General features: G+C 60.6%; 7 protein-coding genes. 2 read left to right on the plus strand and 5 right to left on the minus strand.

The window, feature by feature from the left end; genetic code table 11:
- Positions 1-29: 29 nt before the first annotated feature.
- Positions 30-12,689 carry a beta strand repeat-containing protein gene (locus tag AC0L6S_RS08775; RefSeq protein WP_473428067.1) on the minus strand — a complete coding sequence of 4,220 codons (12,660 nt, stop codon included), beginning with the start codon at positions 12,687-12,689 and terminating at the stop codon, positions 30-32.
- Positions 12,690-13,434: 745 nt separating this feature from the next.
- Between AC0L6S_RS08775 and AC0L6S_RS08780 the strand changes: the two genes are divergently transcribed.
- A complete protein-coding gene (locus AC0L6S_RS08780) occupies positions 13,435-19,902 on the plus strand; it encodes a choice-of-anchor D domain-containing protein (RefSeq protein ID WP_473428069.1) in 6,468 nt (2,155 codons plus the stop codon).
- Between the two features lie 47 nt (positions 19,903-19,949).
- Here AC0L6S_RS08780 and AC0L6S_RS08785 read toward each other — a convergent pair whose 3' ends face one another.
- A complete protein-coding gene (locus AC0L6S_RS08785; protein ID WP_473428072.1) occupies positions 19,950-21,650 on the minus strand; it encodes an AMP-binding protein in 1,701 nt (566 codons plus the stop codon).
- Positions 21,651-21,780: 130 nt separating this feature from the next.
- Between AC0L6S_RS08785 and AC0L6S_RS08790 the strand changes: the two genes are divergently transcribed.
- Positions 21,781-23,253 (plus strand): FAD-dependent oxidoreductase, encoded by a 1,473-nt coding sequence (locus tag AC0L6S_RS08790; protein ID WP_473428074.1) that lies wholly within the window; start codon positions 21,781-21,783, stop codon positions 23,251-23,253.
- A 147-nt stretch (positions 23,254-23,400) separates the two neighbouring features.
- On the opposite strand, the gene AC0L6S_RS08795 is transcribed toward AC0L6S_RS08790, so the two are convergent.
- The 3 genes from AC0L6S_RS08795 to AC0L6S_RS08805 form a co-directional block, all read right to left on the minus strand.
- Positions 23,401-23,886, minus strand: a complete 486-nt coding sequence (locus tag AC0L6S_RS08795; protein WP_473428075.1) for an NUDIX hydrolase — start codon at positions 23,884-23,886, stop codon at positions 23,401-23,403.
- 104 nt (positions 23,887-23,990) lie between these two features.
- On the minus strand, positions 23,991-24,917 hold the full coding sequence (locus AC0L6S_RS08800; protein ID WP_473428076.1) for a sulfotransferase domain-containing protein: 927 nt from the start codon (positions 24,915-24,917) through the stop codon (positions 23,991-23,993).
- The gene (locus AC0L6S_RS08805; protein ID WP_473428077.1) at positions 24,914-26,086 is read right to left on the minus strand and encodes an iron-containing alcohol dehydrogenase; all 1,173 of its coding nucleotides are present in this window, start codon (positions 26,084-26,086) and stop codon (positions 24,914-24,916) included. The genes AC0L6S_RS08800 and AC0L6S_RS08805 overlap by 4 nt, the downstream gene beginning before the upstream one ends.

Genomic DNA, 26,086 nt, shown 5'->3' on the forward strand with positions numbered 1-26,086 from the left:
CCGGTCAACAGCAGGCCGCGACCGACTGCTCAATGCACCACCTGCCGACGTCGGCGGGAAGTCATTACCAACAACCCTGTCACGAACAGCACAAGCGTGCCAGGCAGCGGCACATCGGTACCGGACTGGCGTACATCGATACGGAGGCTCAGAGTGATGGGATCCAAAGCGATATCGTCAAAGCCGGCGAGCGTGCTGAACGGGTTCAGCATAATACTGTCTTCGTACACACCCAGACCCAGCAGCGTGGTATCCAGTGACACCATCAGATTACCCAGTACATCACCGGCTGCGATATCGAAGAAGTCATCAAAGCTCGTCATACCATCGAGGCAGAAGATCGAGCAATCACTCAGGGCACTGAAAGTACCCGCCAGCAAATCGGCCGGACCGACCGCGATATTCTGTACACCGATCACATCGTCGAACATGGCGCCCAGGTCATCCGAGAAGATGGTTCCGAAGTCCAGCAGAAACGCTGAACCAGAGCCGCTCAACACCGCGTCGCCATCCGGGTCGGGGACATCGACAAATGCGGCTTCAGCGAGATTGTTAACCGTGCCGGTAAATGCGATTGTCTGGCTGCCCAGATCGATGTCGTTGAGGTGATCGTTATGACTGGCAAAACCAAGGCTGGCGGCGCCGGAAAACACACCAGCAACCGAGGTATCCATGCCTACCCCCAGTGCTCTGGTATCACCAGCGGCGATATCCCCGCCAAGTGCATCAACCGAGAACGGCGCAGCCACTGAGCGGGAGGTTTCGCGCAGATCATCAACCAGAGAACCGGTGCCGGTGTTGGCTACATCGACGCTGGATACCGCCGCTGTACCCACACGCACCGTTCCAAAGTCTACCGCCGGTGTCACGCTGGCCTCTGCCTCAGCATACACTGAGGTGTTGACGGCGACTTGTTGATTGCCGAGATAAACATTGTCGCCCAGACCCCACTGCTGGCCGTTGGATTCAAACGCCACGTCGACCTGACCGCTAAACACACCTGATGTGCTGGTATCTGCCGAGACACTGATACTGCTGTCGGCGTTACCAGCTGCCAACGCCAGCACCGGACCACCGGAAACGAAAGCGTTGCCACCGGCAAAAGCGCTGGCATTGAGGTTCTCAGAGTAGCCATCTACCAGTGCGGTATTTTGTACAGTGAGAGCCTGCCCAACGATATCGCCCACACGGGCATAGAAATCAATCGGGTCCGGAGAGGCTGCGCCCTGTGCCAGTCGATAGACCGCACCTGTAACAGCCACTTCCTCGGATGGCAGAACAGTAATTCCCAGCCCACTCGTGCCGGTACCATCAGACTGGAAGTCGATGGTGGTATTGCCGGATTTGTCACCCGCAGTGCTGGTGTCGATACTCACCGCAATCGCTGTGTCATTGGTGGCACCCGGGCCCAGCAGCGCAAATGAACCGCCATTGTTCAACACACCGCCTGTCGTGCCGGCCGCCTGTGCATTCAGCGCTTCAGAGAAGCCATCGTCCGGCACATCATTAGTAATGGAAATCGCCTGCTCGGACACTACTGTGCCCTCGCGCACATTGCCGAATGCAACCGGCTGCGCATTGTTGATTTCCGGATTGGCCAGACGATAGACGCCGCCCTCAATGACCGCCGTGACTGACAGATCCTGTGGGGCCAGCGCTGTTGTTCCCAGACCGCTGGTGCCGGTGCCGTCCGATTCAAAGTTGATCGTCTGTGTGCCGACGAGCACGCCCGCCACCGAGGTGTCAACACCAACCATCATGCTGGCAGTATCGCTTCCTCCCGCAGCCAACAGCGCAATGCTGCCGCCGTTATTGGTGATGCGCGCATCGCTGGATGCACCGAAACTGGCGTTCAATGCCTCGGAGTAGATGCCGTCCAGCGCGGTGTTGCTGATCTCCACCGACTGCGACACGGCATCGCCCACATGCACATTGCCAAAGGCAAAGGCCAGCGGGTTATCAATCGTCGCTTCCGCCAGGCTGTAAACCCCACCGCTGACATTGACTGTCTGCCCCGTCAGCGTGGTCTGACCCAGCGAGTTGATACCATCGCCATCGGACTCCAGCCCCAGCGCCACCGTACCGCTCTTGGCTCCTGCCGTCGCGGTATCAATACCGACCACCAGTGAGCTGTTGTCACTGCCACCGGCTGCCAACTGATTGATGGATCCGACACCTGTAGCGTCACCGGTAGTCGCACCGAGCACCGCATTCAGTGCTTCGGAGAAGCCATCTGCAACCGCCGTGTTGCCGATCGTCAGCGCCTGCTGCGCGGTATCGCCCACGTGCACATTGCCGAACACCACGGGCTCGGGTGTGTGCGTGCTGGCCTCGGCCAGACGGTAGACATTACCACTCACGTTCACCGTCTGGTCGCCCAGAACCACGTTGGGAACGATACCGCTGGTACCGGTACCATCGGACTCCGAGCTGATCGTCGCAGTACCACTCTTCGCACCGGCAGTACTGGTATCGATACCTACCACCAGACTGCTGTTGTCTGTCGCCTGTGCAGCCAACAGGTTGAACGAACCGGTACTGCTCACATCACCGGTATCGCCGCCGATAACAGCGTTGAGGCTCTCGGAGAAACCATCAGCGGCCGCCGTATTGGTCATCGATAGTGCCTGCTGTGCAGTGTCACCCACGTGCGAATCGGCAAGCACAACCGGCTCCGGTGTATGCGCACCGGCCTCGGCCAGACGGTAAACTGCACCGGTGACCGCGACGTTCTGTGACGGCAGTGCTGTGATACCCAGCCCACTCGTGCCAGTACCATCAGACTGGAAGTCGATGGTGGTATTGCCGGATTTGTCACCCGCAGTGCTGGTGTCGATACTCACCGCAATCGCTGTGTCATTGGTGGCACCCGGGCCCAGCAGCGCAAATGAACCGCCATTGTTCAACACACCGCCTGTCGTGCCGGCCGCCTGTGCATTCAGCGCTTCAGAGAAGCCATCGTCCGGCACATCATTAGTAATGGAAATCGCCTGCTCGGACACTACTGTGCCCTCGCGCACATTGCCGAATGCAACCGGCTGCGCATTGTTGATTTCCGGATTGGCCAGACGATAGACGCCGCCCTCAATGACCGCCGTGACTGACAGATCCTGTGGGGCCAGCGCTGTTGTTCCCAGACCGCTGGTGCCGGTGCCGTCCGATTCAAAGTTGATCGTCTGTGTGCCGACGAGCACGCCCGCCACCGAGGTGTCAACACCGACCGACATACTGGTGGTGTCGCTGTCACCGGCGGCCAACAGCGCGATGTTGCCGCCGTTATTGGTGATGCGCGCATCGCTGGATGCACCAAAACTGGCGTTCAATGCCTCGGAGTAGATGCCGTCCAGCGCGGTGTTGCTGATTTCCACCGACTGCGACACGGCATCGCCTACATGCACATTGCCAAAGCCAAAGGCCAGCGGATTATCAATCGTCGCTTCGGCGAGGCTGTACACCCCACCGCTGACATTGACTGTCTGCCCCGTCAGCGTGGTCTGACCCAGCGAGTTAATACCATCACCATCGGACTCCAGCCCCAGCGCCACCGTGCCGCTCTTGGCTCCTGCCGTCGCGGTATCAATACCGACCACCAGTGAACTGTTATCACTGCCACCGGCTGCCAACTGATTGATGGATCCGACACCTGTGGCGTCACCGGTAGTCGCACCGAGCACCGCGTTCAGTGCTTCGGAGAAGCCATCTGCAACCGCCGTGTTGCCGATCGTCAGCGCCTGCTGCGCGGTATCGCCCACGTGCACATTGCCGAACACCACAGGCTCGGGTGTGTGCGTGCTGGCCTCGGCCAGACGGTAGACATTACCACTCACGTTCACCGTCTGGTCGTCCAGAACCACGTTGGGAACGATACCGCTGGTACCGGTACCATCGGACTCCGAGCTGATCGTCGCAGTACCACTTTTCGCACCGGCAGTACTGGTATCGATAGCCACCACCAGACTGCTGTTGTCTGTCGCCTGTGCAGCCAACAGGTTGAAAGAACCGGTACTGCTCACATCACCGGTATCGCCGCCAATAACAGCGTTGAGGCTCTCGGAGAAACCATCAGCGGCCGCCGTGTTGGTCATCGACAGTGCCTGCTGTGCAGTGTCACCCACGTGCGAATCGGCAAGCACAACCGGCTCCGGTGTATGCGCACCGGCCTCGGCCAGACGGAATACATTACCGCTAACATCTACATCCTGTGACGGCAGAGCGGTCTGGCCGAGGGAGTTGACGCCGGTACCGTCCGACACCAGCTCAATGGTCGCAGTCCCCGATTTGTTGCCCGCCGTTGAGGTGTCGATGCCAACAATAATATCCGTGTCATTGGTTTCCTGAGGCCCCAGCCCCGTGAAGGAACCACTGGCAGCAACGCCACCGGAAGTTCCATCAACACTGGCATTCAGGTTTTCAGAGAAGCCGTCATCCGCTGCCGAGTTGGTAACAGACAGCGCACCTTCAGCAGTATCGCCGACGCGCACGTTACCAAAGCTGAAAGGCGAGTTATTGATGGTGGGATCAGCGTATTCATACACCGTCCCATCTACGGTGACATCGGCGCTGCCGAAGACTTCCGCATTACCTGTCACCGTACCGTCTGTGCTCAGCTGAATCGTCGCACTGCCAGACTTAATGCCCGAGGTGCTGGTATCGATTCCCACCTGCATACTGGCGTTGTCAGTGCCGCCATTCGCGGCAAGACCGGTAATCGTGCCTGCGTTAGTGGTAACGTCGCCGGTTACCCCCGTGAACTCAGCATCAGCACCATCGGAGCCAGCCACGGCGACGTTGGTGACCTCAACGCCCTGCAAAACCACGTCACCGACATGGTGATCGCCGACAGATACCGTGGTTTCAGGGACGTAGGGCACCGCGCGTTCGGTAATTGTCGAGTTACCGAAGACATAATCCACGGTGACACCATCACCGGGGTTGTCATTGCCTTTGACTTCCAGCTGGAACTTGATATCGCGATCGGTATCGCCGGCACTGGTAGCGCCCAGATCGAGCGTGTTGCCGGTGAAGAAGGCATTGAAAGACGCCTCGTCGGTAAAGGTCTGGTCAACCAGCGGTGTGCCCGTATTGTTATCGCCAAAAATTCGGAACCTGACTTCGAAATCCGGATCGTCAAATGGTGTACCTGTGATCTCCGGATTCATGAAACCAACCACAAGATTCTGCGCACCGCTCTGCAACAAAGTGGTGTCCACATCGTAATCCGCTGAACTGGTGTAGGTGCGAATCGTGGTGCCGCTGCCGTCTTCTGCATAGCGTCCACCGAGAACACCCATGCCGTATACGTCGCTGTCCAGTTGCGCGCTGTTGTTCACGGTATGCGCACCGTTAGTACCACTGATATCTAGATTCGCGAGAACGGCATTGCCAAGCACATTCGGCAGTGTAACGCTATCGGCAGGGGCACCGTACGCCAATGCAGCCGCCTGCTGCCCGGTGGCGCTAGATGTATCAAACCCATCGCCACTCAGTTGCGCACTCGCCTGGGTATTCACTGTACTGGCCACCTGCCCGGATGCATAAGTGGTCAGGTCATTAACCAAATTACCTACCGAGGTACCGGCGGTAGCCTCGGACGTGACAGTACCCGATGCGCCCGTACCCGTGGCAGTGGCAAACGCATTACCACCGAGGCCTGCCGTTGCACCCGCATTTGCCGCCCCGGCGTTACCGCCATCGGCATCGGCGCGGACGTTAATATTTCCGCCGCCGCTACCGCTGGCATCTGCGACTGCCGAGCCACCATCACCGCTGGTCTCTCCAGCACCGCGGCCACTGCCGCCATTACCGCCCTCGGCAGTTGTACCAACGGTGACTGACAAGGCACCAACATTGCCGCCCACTGCCGACGAGTTGGCGTCGCCACCGTCACCGCCACTGCCCGTTCCGCTATTAACTGAACCGCCACTGCCGCCATACGCACCGACTGAGTTGGCATCGATGGTGCCATTGCCGGTAGAGGTTACCGTAGTGGTGTCCATCGCATCGCCACCGGCACCTGCCGTACTATCGGAACCATTGCTGACACTGCCACCGTTGCCGCCTGTGGCGCGGCCAAAGGTTCGCGCCGTGTAATCGCCGATAGTGGTCGCAGTGGCAGTTCGCGTTGCGGCACCGCCATCGCCACCGCCCGCACCGTTGCTGCCCGCACCACCGGCACCACCCTGCGCATCTGTCGTAAAGGCGTAGTTGGCGCGTGCCTCACCGGCGGAATTCTCCGCGATGGACACCGATGTCGCCGCACCGCCATCGGCCGCCTTACCGCTGGCGGCATTGCGCGCACCTCCATTACCCCCGGTCGCTCGAGCGTCCACTGTCAGCAGGCTGCTGGTCGTACTACTTTTCGTCAGCGAACTGAAGGCATCCCCGGCTGTGCCATTGACACCCTCGTCCACCGTACCGCTGTTACCCCCGGTCGCCACCTGAGCTAACGAGAGGTTGCCCGTTGTATCACCATCCACCTGATCGGTCAGACTAGTGCTCGCGCCGTCTCCCGCATTCCCGGTCCCCGTCGCATTGCCACCATCACCGCCATTGGCCGTGCCGGTCACTCTTACTGTGCCGCCACTCGTGGAGTCGCCGCTGACACCCACCAGACCCGCACCCAGGTCGGCGCTGCCGCCGTCGCCTGCATCACCGTCTATTGCCGCACCGCCAGTTCCGCCATCGGCGATGGCATTCGCGGTCACGTTGCCGCTATCCGTCAACGCGATAGCAGCTGCCGCGTTCCCACCATCTGTCGCATCAGCCGTATTGCCGGCGCTGAAGACGTTACCACCGGCTCCGCCATCGGCGTTGCTGGTACCGGTGACATTGCCACCGTCGGAATTATTCGCCGTCAGTGAGGAGGTCGCATCACCCGCCGCGCCAGCCACGCTGGTCGAATCGCGCGCCGCACCGCCGGCCCCGGCCGCCGCGGTCTGGGTCAGCGTCAAGTTGCCCGATGTTGAACCGGTCACGACATCCACCAGATCCGAATCAGCACCCGCGCCACCGGCCGCGCCATCATACCCGTCACCACCACTGCCACCGCGTTGCGTGGCTGTCACATTCACTGCACCGCCGCCGGTTGACGTACCGGTCGCGGACACAATCACACCGGCAGCACCGGCGCCGCCTGATTCACCCACGCCGCGGCCATAACCGCCGTCACCGCCCTCTGCTGTCGTACCCACGGTAACACCCAGCGCACCGGCATTGCTGCCCGCGGCCGCAGCCGTGGCAAGGCCACCGTCACCACCGGTACCTGTGCCACTGACCACTGAACCACCGTTGCCGCCATAGGCCCCGACTGAATTGCCATCAATCGTACCGTTGCCGGTGGACGTCACTGTTGTGGTATCTGTGGCAGCACCCCCGGCACCCGCAGTACCGCCGGTGCCGCTGCTGAGACCACCGCCATCGCCGCCGGTGGCCCGGCCAAAGGTCCGCGCGGTGTAATCACCGAAAGTAGTCGCGGTAGCAGTCCGGGTCGCCGCACCACCGTCACCACCATCGGCACCATTAGTACCCGCACCGCCTGAGCCTCCCAGCGCATCGCTGGTGAAAGAATAATTGGCCCGCGCTTCACCCGCGGAGTTCTCCGCGACGGATACCGACGTCGCCGTGCCGCCATCGGCAGCCTTGCCGGTGGCTGAATCACGAGCACCTCCATTACCCCCGGTCGCTCGCGCGTCCACTGTCAGCAAGCTGCTGGTCGTACTGCTTTTCGTCAGCGAACTGAAGGCATCCCCGGCTGTGCCATTGACACCATCGTCCACCGTACCGCTGTTCCCCCCGGTCGCCACCTGAGATAACGAGAGGCTGCCCGTTGTATCACCATCCACCTGATCGGTCAGACTAGTGCTCGCGCCGTCTCCCGCATTCCCGGTCCCCGTCGCATTGCCACCGTCACCGCCATTGGCCGTGCCGGTCACACTCACAGTCGCGCCACCGGTGGAGTCGCCGCTGACACCCACCAGGCCCACACCCAGATCGGCGCTGCCGCCGTCGCCTGCATCACCGTCTATTGCCGCTCCACCAGTTCCGCCGTCGGCGATGGCTTTCGCGGTGACGTTGCCGCTATCCGTCAATGCGATAGCAGCTGCCGCATTCCCTCCGTCCGTCGCATCAGCCGTATTGCCAGCGCTCAAAACGTTACCACCGGCCCCGCCATCGGCGTTGCTGGTACCGGTGACATTGCCACCGTCGGAATTGTTCGCCGTCAGTGAGGAGGTCGCGTCACCCGCCGCGCCAGCCGCGCTGGTCGAATCGCGCGCCGCACCGCCGGCCCCGGCCGCCGCCGTCTGGGTCAGCGTCAAGGTGCCTGATGTTGAACCGGTCACGACATCCACCAGATCCGAATCAGCACCCGCGCCACCGGCCGCGCCGTCGTAGCCATCACCGCCACTGCCGCCGCGTTGCGTGGCGGTCACATTCACTGCACCGCCGCCAGTTGACGTACCGGTCGCGGACACAATCACACCGGCAGCACCGGCGCCGCCTGATTCACCCACGCCGCGGCCATAACCGCCGTCACCGCCCTCTGCTGTCGTACCCACGGTAACACCCAGCGCACCGGCATTGCTGCCCGTGGCCGCAGCCGTGGCAAGGCCACCGTCACCGCCGGTACCTGTGCCACTGACCACTGAACCACCGTCACCGCCATAGGCCCCGACTGAATTGCCATCAATCGTACCGTTGCCGGTGGACGTCACTGTTGTGGTATCCGTGGCAGCACCCCCGGCACCCGCAGTACCGCCGGTACCGCCGTTGAGGTTACCACCGGCACCGCCCGTGGCCCGACCGTAGGTCCGTGCAGTGTAATCTCCGAGGGTCGTCGAGGTAGCAATCCGGGTCGCCGCGCCACCGTCACCACCATCGGCACCGTTGCTACCCGCACCGCCTGAGCCTCCCAGTGCATCGCTGGTAAAAGAATAATTGGCCCGCGCTTCCCCCGCGGAATTCTCCGCGACGGATATCGACGTCGCCGTGCCGCCATCGGCCGCCTTGCCGGTGGCTGAATCACGAGCACCTCCATTACCCCCGGTTGCTCGCGCGTCCACTGTCAGCAAGTTGCTGGTCGTGCTGTTTTTAGTCAGCGAACTGGAGGCATCACCGGCCGTGCCATTGACACCATCGTCCACCGAACCACTGTTTCCACCGGTCGCCTCCTGAGTCAGGGTCAGGTTGCCGGTTGTATCACCGTCTACTTCATCGGTCAGACTGACACTCGCACCATCGCCTGCATTGCCACTGCCGGTGGCATTACCACCGTTACCGCCATTGGCCGTGCCGGTCACATTTACTGTGCCGCCACCGGTGGACTCGCCGCTGACACCCACCAGGCCCACACCCAGGTCGGCACTGCCGCCGTCGCCCGCATCACCGTCTATTGCCGCACCGCCATTGCCGCCATCGGCGATGGCATTCGCGGTGACGTTGCCGCTATCCGTCAACGCGATAGCTGCTGCCGCGCTCCCACCGTCCGATGCATCAGCCGTATTGCCGGCGCTGAAGACGCTACCACCGGCTCCGCCATCGGCGTTGCTGGTACCGGTGACATTGCCACCGTCGGAATTATTCGCCGTCAGTGAGGAGGTCGCGTCACCCGCCGCGCCAGCCGCACTGGTCGAATCGCGCGCCGCACCGCCGGCCCCGGCCGCCGCGGTCTGGGTCAGTGTCAAGGTGCCAGAGGTGGAGCCGATCACGACATCCACCAGATCCGAATCCGCCCCCGCGCCACCCGTGGCGCCATCATACCCGTCACCGCCACTGCCGCCGCGCTGCGTAGCTGTCACGTTCACCGCACCGCCACCGGTGGATGTACCCGTCGCAGACAGGATCACACCCACCGCACCCGCACCGCCGGATTCTCCCACGCCACGACCATAACCACCGTTACCACCCTCAGCCGTTGTGCCCACGGTAACTCCCAGTGCCCCGGCATTACTGCCGATGGCCGTGGCCGTGGCTATGCCACCGTCACCACCCGTACCGGTGCCACTGCCAACTACCCCACCGTTACCACCGTAGGCACCGACAGAGTTGCTATCTATCGTACCGTTGCCAGTGGACGTCACCGTTGTGGTATCCGTGGCAGCACCCCCGGTACCCGCAGTACCGCCGGTGCCGCTGTTGAGATTGCCGCCACCGCCGCCGGTGGCCCGGCCAAAGGTCCGCGCGGTGTAATCACCGAGGGTCGTCGCGGTAGCAGTCCGGTTCGCCGCGCCACCGTCACCGCCATCGGCACCATTGCTACCTGCACCGCCAGTGCCACCCAGCGCATCGGTGGTAAAGGCGTAATTGGCCCGCGCTTCACCCGCGGAGTTCTCCGCGACGGATACCGACGTCGCCGTGCCGCCATCGGCAGCCTTGCCGGTGACTGAATCACGAGCGCCTCCATTACCCCCGGTTGCTCGCGCGTCCACTGTCAGCAAGTTGCTGGTCGTGCTGTTTTTAGTCAGCGAACTGGAGGCATCACCGGCCGTGCCATTGACACCATCGTCCACCGAACCACTGTTACCACCGGTCGCCACCTGAGTCAGGGTCAGGTTGCCGGTTGTATCACCGTCTACTTCATCGGTCAGACTGACACTCGCACCATCGCCTGCATTGCCACTGCCGGTGGCATTACCACCGTTACCGCCATTGGCCGTACCGGTCACATCTACTGTGCCGCCACCGGTTGACTCGCCGCTGACACCCACCAGGCCCACACCCAGGTCGGCGCTGCCGCCGTCGCCCGCATCACCATCTATTGCCGCGCCGCCATTGCCGCCATCGGCGATGGCAGTAGCGGTGACGTTGCCACTATCCGTCAACGCAATAGCTGCCGCGGCCGCTCCGCCGTCCGTCGCATCAGCTGTATTCCCTGTTCCGGTTGCGCCGCCGCCCGCTCCACCGTCTGCATTGCTGACCCCGGAGACATTGCCACCATCGGAATTGTTGGCCGTTAATGAGGAAGTCGCATCACCCGCCGCGCCCGCAGCACTGGTCGAGTCGCGCGCCGTACCGCCGGCCCCGGCTGCCGCCGTCTGGGTCAGGGTCAAGGTGCCAGAGGTGGAGCCGGTCACGACATCCACCAGATCCGAATCAGCACCCGCGCCACCGGCGGCGCCATCATACCCGTCACCGCCAGTACCGCCGCGCTGCGTGGCTGTCACATTCACTGCACCGCCGCCGGTTGACGTACCGGTCGCGGACACAATCACACCGGCAGCACCGGCACCGCCGGATTCTCCCACGCCACGACCATAACCGCCGTTACCACCCTCGGCTGTCGTGCCCACGGTGACACCCAGTGCCCCCGCATTACTGCCGGTGGCCGTGGCCGTGGCAATGCCTCCGTCACCACCCGTACCGGTGCCACTGCCAACTACCCCACCGTTACCACCGTAGGCACCCACAGAGTTGCTATCTATCGTACCGTTGCCGGTGGACGTCACCGTTGTGGTATCCGTGGCAGCCCCCCCGGTACCCGCAGTACCGCCGGTGCCGCTGTTGAGATTGCCGCCACCGCCACCGGTGGCCCGGCCAAACGAGCGGGCGGTGTAATCACCGAAGGTCGTCGCGGTGGCAGTCCGAGTCGCCGCACCGCCATCACCACCATCGGCACCATTGCTACCAGCACCGCCGGTACCGCCCAAGGCGTCGTTCGTTGTACTGTAATTCGCGCGCGCCTCTCCCGCAGAGTTTTCCGCAACGGATACCGACGTCGCCGCACCACCATCGGCGGCTTTACCGGTGGCTGAATCGCGCGCCCCCCCGTTGCCTCCGGTTGCTCTGGCGTCCACCGTCAGTAAGCTGCTGCTGGTGCTGGATTTAGTCAAAACACTGGAGGCATCCCCAGCGTTGCCATTGGCGCCATCGTCCACTGCACCGCTGTTACCTCCGGTCGCAACCTGGTTCAGGGTGAGGTTACCGGTCGTATCGCCATCCACCGCATCAGTAAGACTGACACTCGCACCATCGCCTGCATCACCCGTGCCAGAGGCACTCCCGCCGTTACCACCATTAGCCGTGCCCGTCACCGAGACTGTGCCACTATTGGAGCTGCCATCGACAGTCCCAAGAAGAGCCGCGCCACCGTCGCCACCGTTTCCTCCCGCGCTGCCCCCTGCGCCACCGTTACCGCCATTGGCGGTCGCGCTTACTGTAGCTGCGCCACTACCATTATTGGCAACTACCGCAGAGGAAGTTGCCGTGCCGCCATCTCCCGCATCACCACCAGTACCGGTGGTCCCACCACCGCTGGCAAACCCCCCGGTGCCACCCGCACCGCCAGTACCGCCATTAGCGGTTGCTGTTGCAGAGCCATTGCCACTGGCTACTGTCGTAGTTGCTGTCGCATCCGCATTCCCGCCAATGGCACCTTCACCGCCATCACCACCGTCAGCTCCACTGGGCGTACCTTGACCACCATTACCTCCACGCCCTCCCGCGCCGGCATTGGCTGTGGCGGTATTTGTCGCATCGGTATTTACCGTTGTCGCATCGGCCGAGGCATCCCCACCGACCGTACCATCGTCGCCATCCGCTCCCGGGTTGCCGGCAGCACCCGTTGCACCATTGGCACCGGCAGTGCCGCTGACCGTATCGACAGCTGCCCAAGCGCTGCTGGTTAGCAGAGGAAGCGAAAATACAGATAACAGGGGGAAAACAAGGGCGGGGAGAATACGAGTAGTCAGAGACATTTTCTCAATCCTTAAGTGTAGGCTGAATTTGCGGATTCAGCGTTTTCTCTTTTTTTTCGGTCGCGAGTCAGAGGGCACGGTGACACCGCGTTGAACTCGACTCACAAACCGCTATTCGAACCTTTGCACAATCAGGCAAAATTCGTACCAGAGGAATCAGCGCATTCGGTATGTCATTGTTTTACTATTGAATAAAAAAAGGGCTCGCTTTAATTGACCACGATAAAAGCATGGCAAACACGAGAAATGTAAAAAAACCTGACACACACTACGTGGTACAAATCATCGCTGCTGAAGCGCGGAAAGTACTAGAAAAATAGTGTTAACCAACTTTTTTAGTCCTCGCGCCCTTACACTTTTCATGCCCCAAAGACCCTTAAAGCAGACGCATTTATCGCAACAAATTTTTACTCCCACACACTGCGTACGGGACGTTCTCTGCGTCAAGAAAATTTACAGTTCAGGCCATTTCGAGAGTAGAGCAAAATCCCGTTTTATAAATTCTGTGTACGGCTGATCTCTTGCACTCACCGAAGCTACATCTGGAATTTTTCGCGGAGTCGCTCGTAACTTATTGTCTATTAGAAGAATACTCTGCTGAGTGAGCCACCCTCTCTGCACCTGTCATGCGATCAACCCGCCTCGACAGTAAGTACAAGCCACCCGATGGCTTGTTTATTGCATGAAATTAATAGAGTCAACGGGTTGAGATCTATAATTAAAAATTAACTCAGGAGGGCACTGAATGAACACCTGCCTCTCATCGAAAAAATTTGCCTTTACGGCTATATCCTCGTCTCTCATTCTCTGCACACTCATGTTTGCCTCACCGTTCGCGCAGTCCACACCGGTTGACTGGCTCAACGACGTCGATGGTCTTTGGAGTGATGCGACCCAGTGGAGTTCCAACCCTGCGCTCCCCGGTGCTGCCGATGACGTCTCTGTCACGACGGTCACCGGCCTCAAGACGGTCACACACGATAGCGGCAGCGATACCATCAAGTCACTGACAACCAACAACAGTGCACGGGTACTCGTTAACGGCGGCTCATCGCTGCGCATCAACAGCGGCGGTAGCAATGCCGGGATACTGCAAGCCGGCAGCACCAGTGCCGGCACGATCACACTTGCCGGTGGCACATTGACCAATACCAACGGCGCACTATTGGCCGACAATGACGGTCTTATCGAGCTCAGTGCGGTACAGATACTCGGCGGCGAATTGAACAGTGCCGGCAACGGCAGCTTTCGCGTCAACTCCAGCGGCGTCAATCGCCTGCAGGGCGTCACGATCAATGGCCCACTCGACATGGCGACCAACCTGAATACGCGCGAGCGCGTATCGGATGGGCTCACGCTGAACGGCACCATTGATATAAACCGCAACGGCATCCTGAGCTTTGAAGGCGACAACCTGCTCGATGGCACCGGCACAGTGAACCTCGGCGATACCGGCGCCGGCAACCGCATTGACCTCGATGGCAACGGGACCACTACCATCGGTTCGGACATTACGATACGCGGTGAGAACGGCACCATCGGCCAGCAGCTCAATATTGCCGGTACACAGACATTGGTCAATAACGGCCTGATCTCTGCTGACGTTAACGGCGGCACCCTGTCGCTGGTGCAGTCGGAAGTTACCAATAACGCCGTGCTCGAAGCGCGTAACGGCGGCACGCTGAATATGCAAATTGGCGTCGACAACACAGCCGGTGAAATTCTGGCTGACAACAGCGTGGTGATCCAGAATGGAATGCGTGTCACCGGCGGGCAAATGACCTCTACCGGCACCGGCAGTATTCGGGTGACTTCCAGCGCCAGCAATTTTCTCGAAAACGTCGCACTCGACGGTACGCTTGATATGGCGACCAACCTTAACACCCGCGAGCGCGTGACCGGCGGGCTGACGCTGAACGGCACGATTGAGATCAACCGCAACGGTATCCTGAGCTTCGAAGGCGACAACCTGCTCGATGGCACCGGCACAGTGAACCTCGGCGACACCGGTGCGGGCAACCGCCTCGACCTCGATGGCAATGGGACCACCACCATCGGTTCGGACATTACGATACGCGGTGAGAACGGCACCATCGGCAACCAGATCAATCTCGGCGGCACACAAACGCTCGTCAATAACGGCCTGATCTCTGCTGACGTGAATGGCGGCACCCTGTCGCTGGTGCAGTCGGAAATTACTAATAACAATGTGCTCGAAGCACGCAACGGCGGCACGCTGAATATGCAAATTGGCGTCGACAACACAGCCGGCGAGATCCTGGCTGACAACAGCGTGGTAATCCAGAGTGCGATGCGTGTCACCGGCGGGCAGATGACCTCTTCCGGCACCGGCAGCTTCCAGGTGACCTCCAGCGCCGGCAATTTTCTCGAGAACGTCACGCTCAACGGTACGCTAGATATGGCGACCAACCTCAACACCCGCGAGCGCGTGACAGGCGGACTGACGCTGAACGGCACCATTGATATCAACCGCAATGGCATCCTGGGCTTCGAAGGCGACAACCTGCTCGACGGCAGTGGCACGGTAAACCTTGGTGACACAGGCCCGGGCAACCGCTTTGATCTCGATGGCAACGGGACAACCACCATCGGCTCAGGTATCACAATACGTGGCGAAAACGGCACCATTGGCCAACAGCTCAATATCGGCGGCACGCAAACACTGGTGAACAACGGGCTGATATCGGCCGACGTCAACGGCGGTACGATTAGAATCACCGAATCAGTGGTACAGAACAACAACGTGATGGAAGCGCGCAATGGCGCGACAATGGTGCTGGACAGCAATGTGACCAACTCTGCCTCAGGTGAGATACTGGCGGACGACAGCCTTGTACTGCAGACTGGCCAGCGCATTGTCGGCGGCGTGATTCGCACCTCAAACGGCGGTATATTTCGGGCCAATAACAGCAGCGTCAACTACCTCGACGGGACCAGCATCGAGGGCGACTTCGACATGGCCACCATCGCCAACGGCCGCGAGCGCGTGATCAACGACCTGATGCTGGACGGCACCCTGAACCTCAATCTCAACAGCATTTTGAGTTTTGAGGGCGACAATACGCTGGACGGGAATGCTACCATCGTGCTCGGCGATACAGGTGCCAGCAACCGTATTGTGCTCGATGGCAATGGCAACACGGTGCTGGGGTCCGGCGTCACCATTCGCGGCGAGAACGGCACCATCGGCGGGCAACTCAATATTGGCGGCACGCAGGTGCTGACCAACAACGGTCTGATCTCGGCTGATGTCAACGGCGGCACGGTCACACTGACCGAATCCACCGTGGCGAACAACAACGTAATCGAGGCTCGCAATGGCGCCACCCTGGTGCTGGACAGCCATGTGAACAACAGCGCATCCGCGGAGATTCATGCCGACAATGGCACCGTCGTGCAATCCGGCCAGCGCGTCACCGGCGGCACCATCTCAACCGTGAATGGCGGCATTTTTCAGGTCTCCACCAGCGCTGCGAACTATCTGGATGGAACCACGATTAACGGCACAATGGATATGGCGAGCATTGCCAACAGCCGCGAGCGCGTGGTGAATGGCATGACGCTGGACGGACTGCTCAATCTTAACCAGAACGGCATACTCTCCTTTGACGGAGACAACACCGTGGACGGCTCCGGCTCCATCGTCCTCGGCAATACCGGCGCAAGTAACCGCATCACCCTGGAGGGTAATGGCACGACCACGATTGGCGCCGGAGTGACGATTCGCGGTGAAAACGGCGCGATCGGGAATCAGATCTTTGTCGGAGGAACACAGGTACTGCACAACGACGGCACCATCAACTCGGACAGCGGCGGCACCATCACGCTGGCGGATTCGGCTATTACCAACAACGGCCTGATGCGCGCCCAGAACGGCACGCTGAATGTACAGGTGCAGGTCAGCGGTACCGGTACCATGCAGGTAGACAGCGCCGGCGTAATGAACCTGGCCAACGTCGCGAACACACAGGGTGTATTGGCCATGGGCGGGATCGGCGCCGCACTCAATATCGGCAGCCAGAACCTGACTGTCAACACCGACTACACCAATGTCGCAGCGGGCTCAGGCAACAGCTTTGACCGCCGCGCGGGCGTCAGCGGCGCCGGACAGATCATCGCTGGTGGGGATGTGGCACAAGCGATTACCGGCAGCGGTGTCAGCGACGGTGAGACACCCAATGCAACATTGACGATCGGCAATATGCGCGTCGGTGACAATACCTTCAACTACCAGATCGGCAATACCGGCAACACCGGCCCGTCATTGCGCGGGGCGATCCAGACGGGCGTCAATGGTGGCAATATTACTGACGCCCGCCTCTCGGGAGCTGGCGTCACCGCCGGCAACTACAACACCGGCGGGCCAGGCAGCGATAGTGGCGATCTGGCTGTGGTATTCACAGCCGCCAACGCCGGTGCGCTGGCACCGCTGGTCGATCAGAAAGTGAACCTTCGCAGTAACTTTGAAAACATCGGCGACCAGCTGTTGGACATCGTACTCGAAGGCAACGCAGCGGCATACAATGCTGCCATCGGCGATGCCGGCTCCCCGGTGCAGGTTGCCAACCAGCGTATAGGCGGCACCACTAGCGCGGCGGTAGCGGTCAGCAATGCCGCTGCGGCGGGTAGCTTCAGCGAAGACCTCAACGCCACCGTTAACGGCATGACGGGCGATGCGAACGGCAGCGGCAGCATTGCGGGCCTGCTCGCAGGTGCCAACAATAACAGCGGCGCCATCTCGGTTGCGGTTGATACCAGCACCGCAGGTGCCAAGAGCGGCACGGTGACTCTGGACTACGAGACGACAGGCACGGTCAACGGCGTCAGTAACGGACTGGGCACCGCCTCCGCCGGCAGTCAGGCAGTTTCGGTAAACGGTAATGTGTATCAGGTGGCGCAGATTTCTGGACCGCTGCCTTCCACTATCGAACTGGGGAATTTCCGCGCTGGATCCGGCCCGCAATCAGCAGCGGGTATCAATATCACCAACACCGATATCGCCCCTGCTGGCTTTCAGGAAGGGCTGGATGCGGTTGTCGGCACGATCACCGGGCAGGCCACCGGCAACGGATTCAGCAATGCGGTGGCCGGGGACAGCGGCACGATCAATGTCGGGTTGTCCGCGATCAACGCCGGCCTGAACACCGGTACGGTTGATGTGCAATTCAACTCCAACGGCACCACTACTGGCGGCTCAAACGGACTGGGTGATCTCGCACTGGGCGGCCCCGAGACTATTACCATCAACGGCACTGGGTGGCGTCTGGCCGAGGCCAATATGCAACCGGCCACCATCAACTTCGGCAATGTACTGGTGGGCAGCGCGCAGGCGCAGTTGCTGGACATCCAGAACACCGCTGCCAACGATGGCTTCAGTGAGCGACTGGACGCGATCTTCAAGGCCGGCGGCACCACCGGCGATGCCACCAACAACGGCGGCTCGGTCAACCTGCTCGCGGCGGGGGCCTCCAACAACAGCGCAATGGCGGTGGGTATCGATACATCGACGATTGGCAGCAAATCCGGCCAGGTGATAGTCGCGTTCAACTCCAACGGAGCCGGCACCAGTGAACTGGGTATTACCGCACTGCCAGACCAGAATATCGGCGTGCTGGCCAATGTCGAGGCGAACGTCGGCTCACTCGCACAACCGGGCCCGGTCACCCCGAACCCGGTGGATTTCGGCAAGGTGCGTATCGACTCCGCTGCTGCTGGCCCCGTCAATCTGTCGATCTCCAATAATGCGATTGTCGGCGAGGGACTCAATGCTGCGATCTCCACACTCGACAGCGATTTTTCAGCCAACGGCGCGTTTGCCAGCCTCGCGCCGGGCGCCACCAATAACAGCTCGCTGCAGGTGCAGTTCACCGGCACCGATACAGCGGGGGCACACACGGGTTCGGCGACGGTGGAGCTGGTTTCGGACGGCAGCTTCAACGGCGGCCAAACCACCAACCTGCCCTCACAAACTGTTGATATGAGTGCCGAGGTGTACCGTCTGGCCAACCCACTGTTGAACACCACCAGCGTGGACGTGGTCGCCAGGGTGGGCGATTCTGTCACCGCCGATCAGATGGTATCTATCGGCAATAATTCGCCCGACATCTATACAGAGGGCCTGAAAGTGAATATCGCCGGCAGTACCGGCAATGCGCAGGGCAACGGCGGCAGTATTGCCAACCTCGCTGCGCAGGATACAGACAATACTTCGATTAAGGTCGGCCTCGCCTCCACGGCAACAGCGGGCACAAGCAGTGACAGCGTCAACCTCGACTTTATTTCTACCGGTGCCGGCACTACCGGTGCGGCAGATGTGGCGGCGCAGACCGGCAGCGGCAGCGTCACTGTGAATGGCAAGGTGTATGCAGCCGCCATTGGACAACTCAATACACCGACAGTGGACTTTGGTATCGTGCGCGTCGGCGATTCCGTGGGGCCGAGCAACATCACTGTGAAAAACGCTGCCGACACAGCGGCCCTGAACGACACACTGCGCGCCAACCTGAGTGGCGTGGGCGGTGCGTTCACCGCCGATACTAGCGTTGGTAATATCGGTGCTGGCGACAGCGGCGTTCTCACTGTCGGGCTGAACACAAGTTCCGCCGGCATCTACTCCCAGACCGGCACCGTGAGTTTCCTCAGCCAGAACCCGGATATGGCGGATGTATCAGCCGGCAGCGATGGTACGGTTCAGGTTAGTGCCCAGGTGAATAATCTGGCGAATGCCGACTTTGACCTGCTGTCATCCTTCGGCACCCTGTCGCAAAGCGGCGATGACTACCTGCTGGATTTCGGCAATATCCTGCTGGGTGACTCCACATCGGGGCTGCTGCAGCTGGAGAATGATATTTTCGGCCCTGCTGACTTCCTGATGGGCGCATTTGACCTCACCGCAATCGACGACTTCCTGTTCACCGGCTGGGACCCGTTCAGTGGTCTCGGAGCGGGCGATGCAATCGGTGGTTTGAATGTCGATTTCACCTCCTCCGTTCTCGGTCTGTTCGAGGACAGCATCGCGTTCAACGGTTTCAGCTATAACGACTCTGACCCCAACGGCATCGCGCAGTCGCGCAACCTGCTGGTGCGTGTCAATGTGATCGACGGGAATTCAGTGCCCGCACCGGGCACCGTACTTCTGGTACTGCTCGGACTGTTGGCCATGCGCGGACAACTGCGCCACAGGCGTGCTTGAGACGCCGTGACGAGTCAGGCGACACGCTGGTGTCGCCTGCAGGCTACTTACAACGCATCTTCCAGCGACAGTGAATCGCGAACGTCACGCTTGACGAACTTGCCGTTCGCATTGCGCGGCAGCGGCGCGTCCACCACCCAGATATAACGGGGAATCTTGTACGATGCCACCCGCTCGCGCAGCGCTTTGCGCAACTCGTCAACATCGACAGTAGCCCCTGCCTTGGGATAGATGGCAGCGGCGACCTCCTCGCCGAGGCGCTCGTCCTCCACGCCAAACACTACACACTCCGCGACGCCTTCCTGATCGAAGATGGCGCTTTCCACTTCCGCACAATAGACGTTTTCACCACCGCGCAGCACCATCTCCTTGGCGCGGTCTACGAGGTGGATGAATTCGTCTTCATCCATATAGGCGATATCTCCAGTGTGCAACCAGCCATCAGTGATCGTCTCAGCCGTGGCTTCTGCGCGGTTGAGATAGCCCTTGATCACACAGGGTCCGCGCACCCACAACTCGCCCGGTTGTCCGGTGGGCACGGTATTGCCCTGTCCATCCACACACTTGGCCTCGAAGGTTGGCATCGCGCGGCCCACGCTGGTGGGCCGGTCTACCAGATATTCTCCGGACAGTGCAGAGATAATGCCGCAGGTCTCGGTCATGCCATACCCGGCACTGGGCGCGGCGTTTTCCATGGTCTCGTCCATTTTGCGGGTGAGGTCCGGCTGCACGGCAGCGCCACCGCCGCCCATGCTTTTCAGACTGGAGGTATCCCGGCTGTCAAAATCAGGATGCAGCATCATTTCACGCGACATCATCGGCACGGCGCTGAATGTGGTGACCTTTTCTTCCTCGACAATGCGCAGGGCTTCACCGGCATCCCACTTGTACATATGGATCAGCTTGCCGCCGGTGGCGGCGATGCCCTGGGCCACGCAGTTGTTACCCGTCACATGAAATAGGGGGGTTGCCACCAGCGCTATGTTGGTTTGATCGGGTGCCAGTGAACCCTTGGACTTCATGCCTGCCCTGGTAAGCGCATCGCGCTGCAGGGCCTGGCCAAAACCGATGTTCATCAAGTTTGACACACAGCCTCGGTGAGTGAGCTGTGCGCCTTTGGGCGTGCCGGTGGTACCGGAAGTATAGAAAATACAGGCGTCATCATCCGGGTCAACCACCACCTCAGGCATTGCCGATTCGCTGCCAATTAGTTCAGACCAATCCACGACGTTGTCGGGTTTTTCATCATCCAGGCGAACGCCCACTGCCACCATATCGGGAAAACTGCCGCGTATTTCCTGAAAATGGGCGAGGCGCTCCCGGTCGGCGATCAACACCTTGGGCGTTGAATCCTTCAGCGCGAATTCCATTTCGTGGGGCACCCACCAGGCGTTCATCCCAACAACCGCAGCACCCATGGATACCACTGCCCAGTAGGCCAGCATCCACTCCGGATAATTGCGCATAGCGATAGCCACGCGGTCGCCGGGCTGCACACCCTGCGCGGACAGCCAGTTGGCGATGGATGCCGTCATCTCGTGACACTGGGCATAGGTGTAGCGCTCGTCCTGATAGATCAGGTACTCCCGGTCACCGAATGCGGCGGTGCCCAGCCATATATCGCGCAGGGATGCGGGTGCGTGCTTATAGGTACACATTGGAGCACCGCGGACCTGCAGCGTCTCGATCTCAAATATCTGCCCGGGGGCGGTCAATTCAGACCAGGCTGCTTTAAATTCCTCGTACATACAGTCACCTCATTAGGAGTTCTATTATAGTGTGAGCAGGATAACGGCGCGGACGCACTACCTCAAGGCATGTTGCACCGCTGCGGCGTTTTAGTGCCATTAACGACTGAATAACGGGCCCCAAAACCCCATGACAGACACCCATACCCCCGAATCCAGTATTGACGCCGCCAGTGTGAAGCGCTGGCACAGTGAAACCGATGTTCTGATAGTAGGTGGCGGCGGTGCCGGTATCTCTGCCGCTATCGAAGCGGCCGATGCCGGGGCCAGCGTCACCGTACTGGAGGCTGCCAGCGAGGCGGGAGGCTCCACTGCGATGGCCGGGGGCCTGATCTACATGGGAGGCGGCACCCCGATACAGCAGGCCTGCGGTTTTGAGGACGATATTGAGGAGATGTACAAATACCTGTTGCAGGCGTCGGGCCCGCATGCCGATCCCGCCAAAGTACGGCTGTACTGTGACCGTACGCTGGAGCACTACGACTGGCTGACCCGACAGGGGGTTGAATTCAAACCCGAGTACTACCCCCACAAACACACCAACACGCCCAACGAAGCGGCGCTGATGATCACCGGCAATGAGGAAGCCTGGCCATACAGCGAGGCCGCAAAAGCCGCGCCCCGCGGACACAAACCACAGATCAAGGGCGACCACGGCGGCATTCCGCTGATGCATAACCTGCTGCGCAGCGCGCGGGAAAAAGGCGTGCAGATACTCTGCGAGGCACGAGCACTGGCGGTAATCAAGAGCGGCGAGACCGTTGTGGGCATCGCCGCTCGGATCGACATGCAGGTTCAGTATATCCGCGCGCACCGTGGTGTGGTGCTCGCCGGTGGCGGCTTTATCATGAACCGGGACATGCTGGAACGCTACGCACCGCGCCTGGCGCTGGGCAACTACCCCAACGGCAACCCCAATGACACCGGAGACGGGATTCGTATCGGTATGGCGGCGGGTGGCCACGCTATCAATATGGACGAAGGCTTTATCTGCACGCCCTTCTACCCTCCCCACCAGTTCCTCGAAGCCATCATTGTCGATGAAACCGGCAGGCGCTTTATCAATGAGGATGTGTACCACGGGCGTTTGGGCAGCGCGATACTGGACAGGCCCGAAGGTCGCTACTACCTCATCATCGACAGCCGCCATTTTGAGGTGCTGGAAAGGCCACCCATGGGCGGTTACCCGGTGGCGGGCACGGGAGAAGACCTCACCGAACTGGCGCGGGAACTCGACTTACCCCTGGATGCACTAACAGGCACACTGGAGACGTACAACCGCCGCGCTGCCGACGGTGAAGACCCGGTGTGTCACAAGCACAAGAAATACCTCACGCCTCTGGACCGCCCACCCTATGCCGCTTTCGACCTGACACCCGGCAACGGTGCAATTTTTGCCACGATGACGTTCGGCGGGCTGGATACGCTGCCCACCGGCGAAGTGCTCGACAAGGACCGGCAGCTTATTCCGGGGCTCTACGCCGCCGGTAGAAACAGCGCCGGTCTGCCGCGCTGCGCCGAGGGTTATTCCAGCGGCATGAGTATCGGCGATGCCACGTTCTTTGGCCGACTCGCGGGGCTGAGTGCGGCATCGCGTAGCTGACTGATTCGCAGTTGCACGGCCGATACCACCACTGCACATCCTGTCGCACCATGAACAGCGCACAGTGGCAGACGCTTTACTGCGGCTGCTCAGCCCGAACCATACAGATGTTCTGATGGCTGCTGTTCTGACACTTTGCCCTGCTCGCTACTGCGGTTGCTTATCGGCGGACTTCATCAGCCATTCTTTCAGCAGCAACTGCTGCTCCGGGTATCGCCATTCGAAACTCTCAAACTGTGCGACGGGCAGATAGAAGGCGTCGCGCACTTCAAAGCGCATCGGCGGATTGATCTTTCCCGAGTGGCTATCCGGATCACAGCGATACAGGTGAAACCCGGTATCGAAAACCCCCAGTAATTCACCGGGCTGCAAACGCAAACCCGTTTCCTCCCAGGTTTCCCTGAAGGCGGTGCACTGCGCGGACTCCCCGGGAGCGCTGCTGCCGCCCGGCGGACTGAGTTTGCCGTTGAGCCCCTGTACCAGCAACAGCGCCTGATCGGATACTACAAAACAGCCGGCGCTCGGTGCGGTATCCGCGACACCGGTGAAGGGACAGGATGGCGCATCACCGGAACAGGCGGTAAGCACGAGAGCGACCAGAGGTAGACAAAACCCTCGGAATATCAGTGACAAAGACAAGCCTCTATCGTGTGCTTCGGCAGACACGTTGTACTTGCGGCAATCCCACGGATCTGCGACATAAAAAACTCCCATTACCTGTGTGGCAGCGCCAAACGCTACAATGTAGCGATCATGGCGGCGTAATCGGTAAAACCGAGTTCCTTGGTGATGCGCTCCTGCCACAACTCATCGAGCTCGCGGACAACATCCGCTCCAAGCGCTTCTCGGGATAGACCCACCTCGCCGTCGCGTACCTTCGACGCTTCGCTGTCGGTGGGCAGCCCCGCGACAGCGACGGCTCGCTCGCGCATCAGCTTATCGTCAAAGCGATCCTTGTGTTGCTGCATGAACGCCAGCGAAGCTTGCTCTTCGGTAATCGCCAGCAGTTCATCGTCCAGTGTGATATCCATAAACGCGGCGACGGCGCGGATCGTGCCGCCGAGGTCATCCTTCATATGCTCGTAGGCCATCAACAGCACATCGGGGTCATTGCGCCTGTGCCACCACGAGATCAGGTGCGTCCAGTAATCCCCCTTGCCATTGCCGGGCGACCTGCCGCTGCCGATAAATGCAGTGCGCACGAAATCGTCCAGCGCGATGGCACCGGGCTCAATAAACCAGCCCTCCATAAACCTGAACATGGAATAGGCCGCGTCCCTGGGATCGCGACAGGCGATGATATAGCGCCCGCCCTTGGGAATACGATGCGCATCCAGATGGCTTTTAAAGCAGCGCGGCTGCGCTTTCTGCGGGGCATCGAGATCCAGCCCCAAATCGGTTGAGTTTTCTATCCACGGCACCACTCGGCTGATGTCGTCAAAATCCATATCACCGCGCGTGCGCAGGGTATGGGCCATCTGCTGCAACCAGGTGGTCCCGCTCTTACCGAAAGGTGTAATCACAATATCGGTGGGCGCCAGCGTCATGGCCAACCCCTTCTCCAAGCCCTCGCGCGTACCCATTGCCGCCAGCTTGCCCAACAAGCCTTCAAACGTGGTGGCGCGGCCCGGTGCGGTGCCTGATTCTACACCGGTTGTTGTCATGCGCTACTTCCATCCGGTGCGCTTGCGAAGCAGGTTTCCAGCAGCGCGCGAGTGTTCTCCGGTGTGAGGGTGACCGGGTTGCCACCGGCGCAGGGGTCGGCGATCGTCGCGCCCACCAGCGCATCCATGTCCGGGTTAACAACACCCAGCGCCGTCAGGTTTTCAGGGATATTCATGCTGCGGTTGAGCGCGACCAGAAACTCCACAAAGCCATCGAAGCCTCCGGGAATTTCGAGGTAACTGGCCAGCCGCCGTATTGGTTCCTCAATTGCCGGTCGATTGAATGCGACCACGGCCGGCATCACCACGGCATTGGTGGTACCGTGGTGCGTGTTGTACAGCGCGCCGATGGGATGTGAGATCGCGTGAATTGCGCCGAGGCCTTTCTGGAACGCAGTCGCTCCCATAGCCGCCGCCGACATCATATGGCCGCGCGCCTCGATATCCGCACCATCGGCGTACACCTTGGGCAGGTTCTCCTTCACCAGCCGCATACCCTCGACAGCGATGCCCTGCGACATCGGGTGATAGTTCGGCGCGCAGTAAGCCTCCAGGCAGTGGGCAAAAGCGTCGAGGCCGGTACCGGCGGTGACGGACGGCGGCATACTGAGGGTAAGCGCGGGATCACAGATCACCTGGCACGGCAGAATTTTCGGGTGAAAAATAATCTTCTTTTCATGGCTCACCGAGTTGGTAATGACACCGGCACGGCCGACTTCTGAACCGGTACCTGCGGTTGTCGGCACCGCGATAATCGGCGCGATGCCGCTGGCATCCGCGCGCGTCCACCAATCGCCGACGTCCTCAAAATCCCATACCGGGCGGGTCTGCCCCGACATAAATGCCACCAGTTTGCCGAGATCCAGCCCCGAGCCGCCGCCGAAGGCGATAACGCCATCGTGTCTGCCCTGGCGGTACACAATCATACCGGCCTGCAGGTTGACTTCCGTGGGGTTTGAATCCACTTCGGCAAACAGCGCGCGGCCGAGCCCGGCCTGCTCCAGTAGTGACAGCGCCGTTTCCACAATCGGCAGATCCGCCAGCATGCGATCAGTGACCAGCAGGGGCCGGGTGATACCCGCAGTGGCGCAGGCGTCGGCAAGTTCCGAAATTCGCCCGCTGCCAAAACGGATCGCAGTCGGGTAAGACCAGTCAGCAGATGCAGTCAT

The sequence above is a fragment of the Halioglobus sp. D3-4 genome (assembly GCF_055809315.1).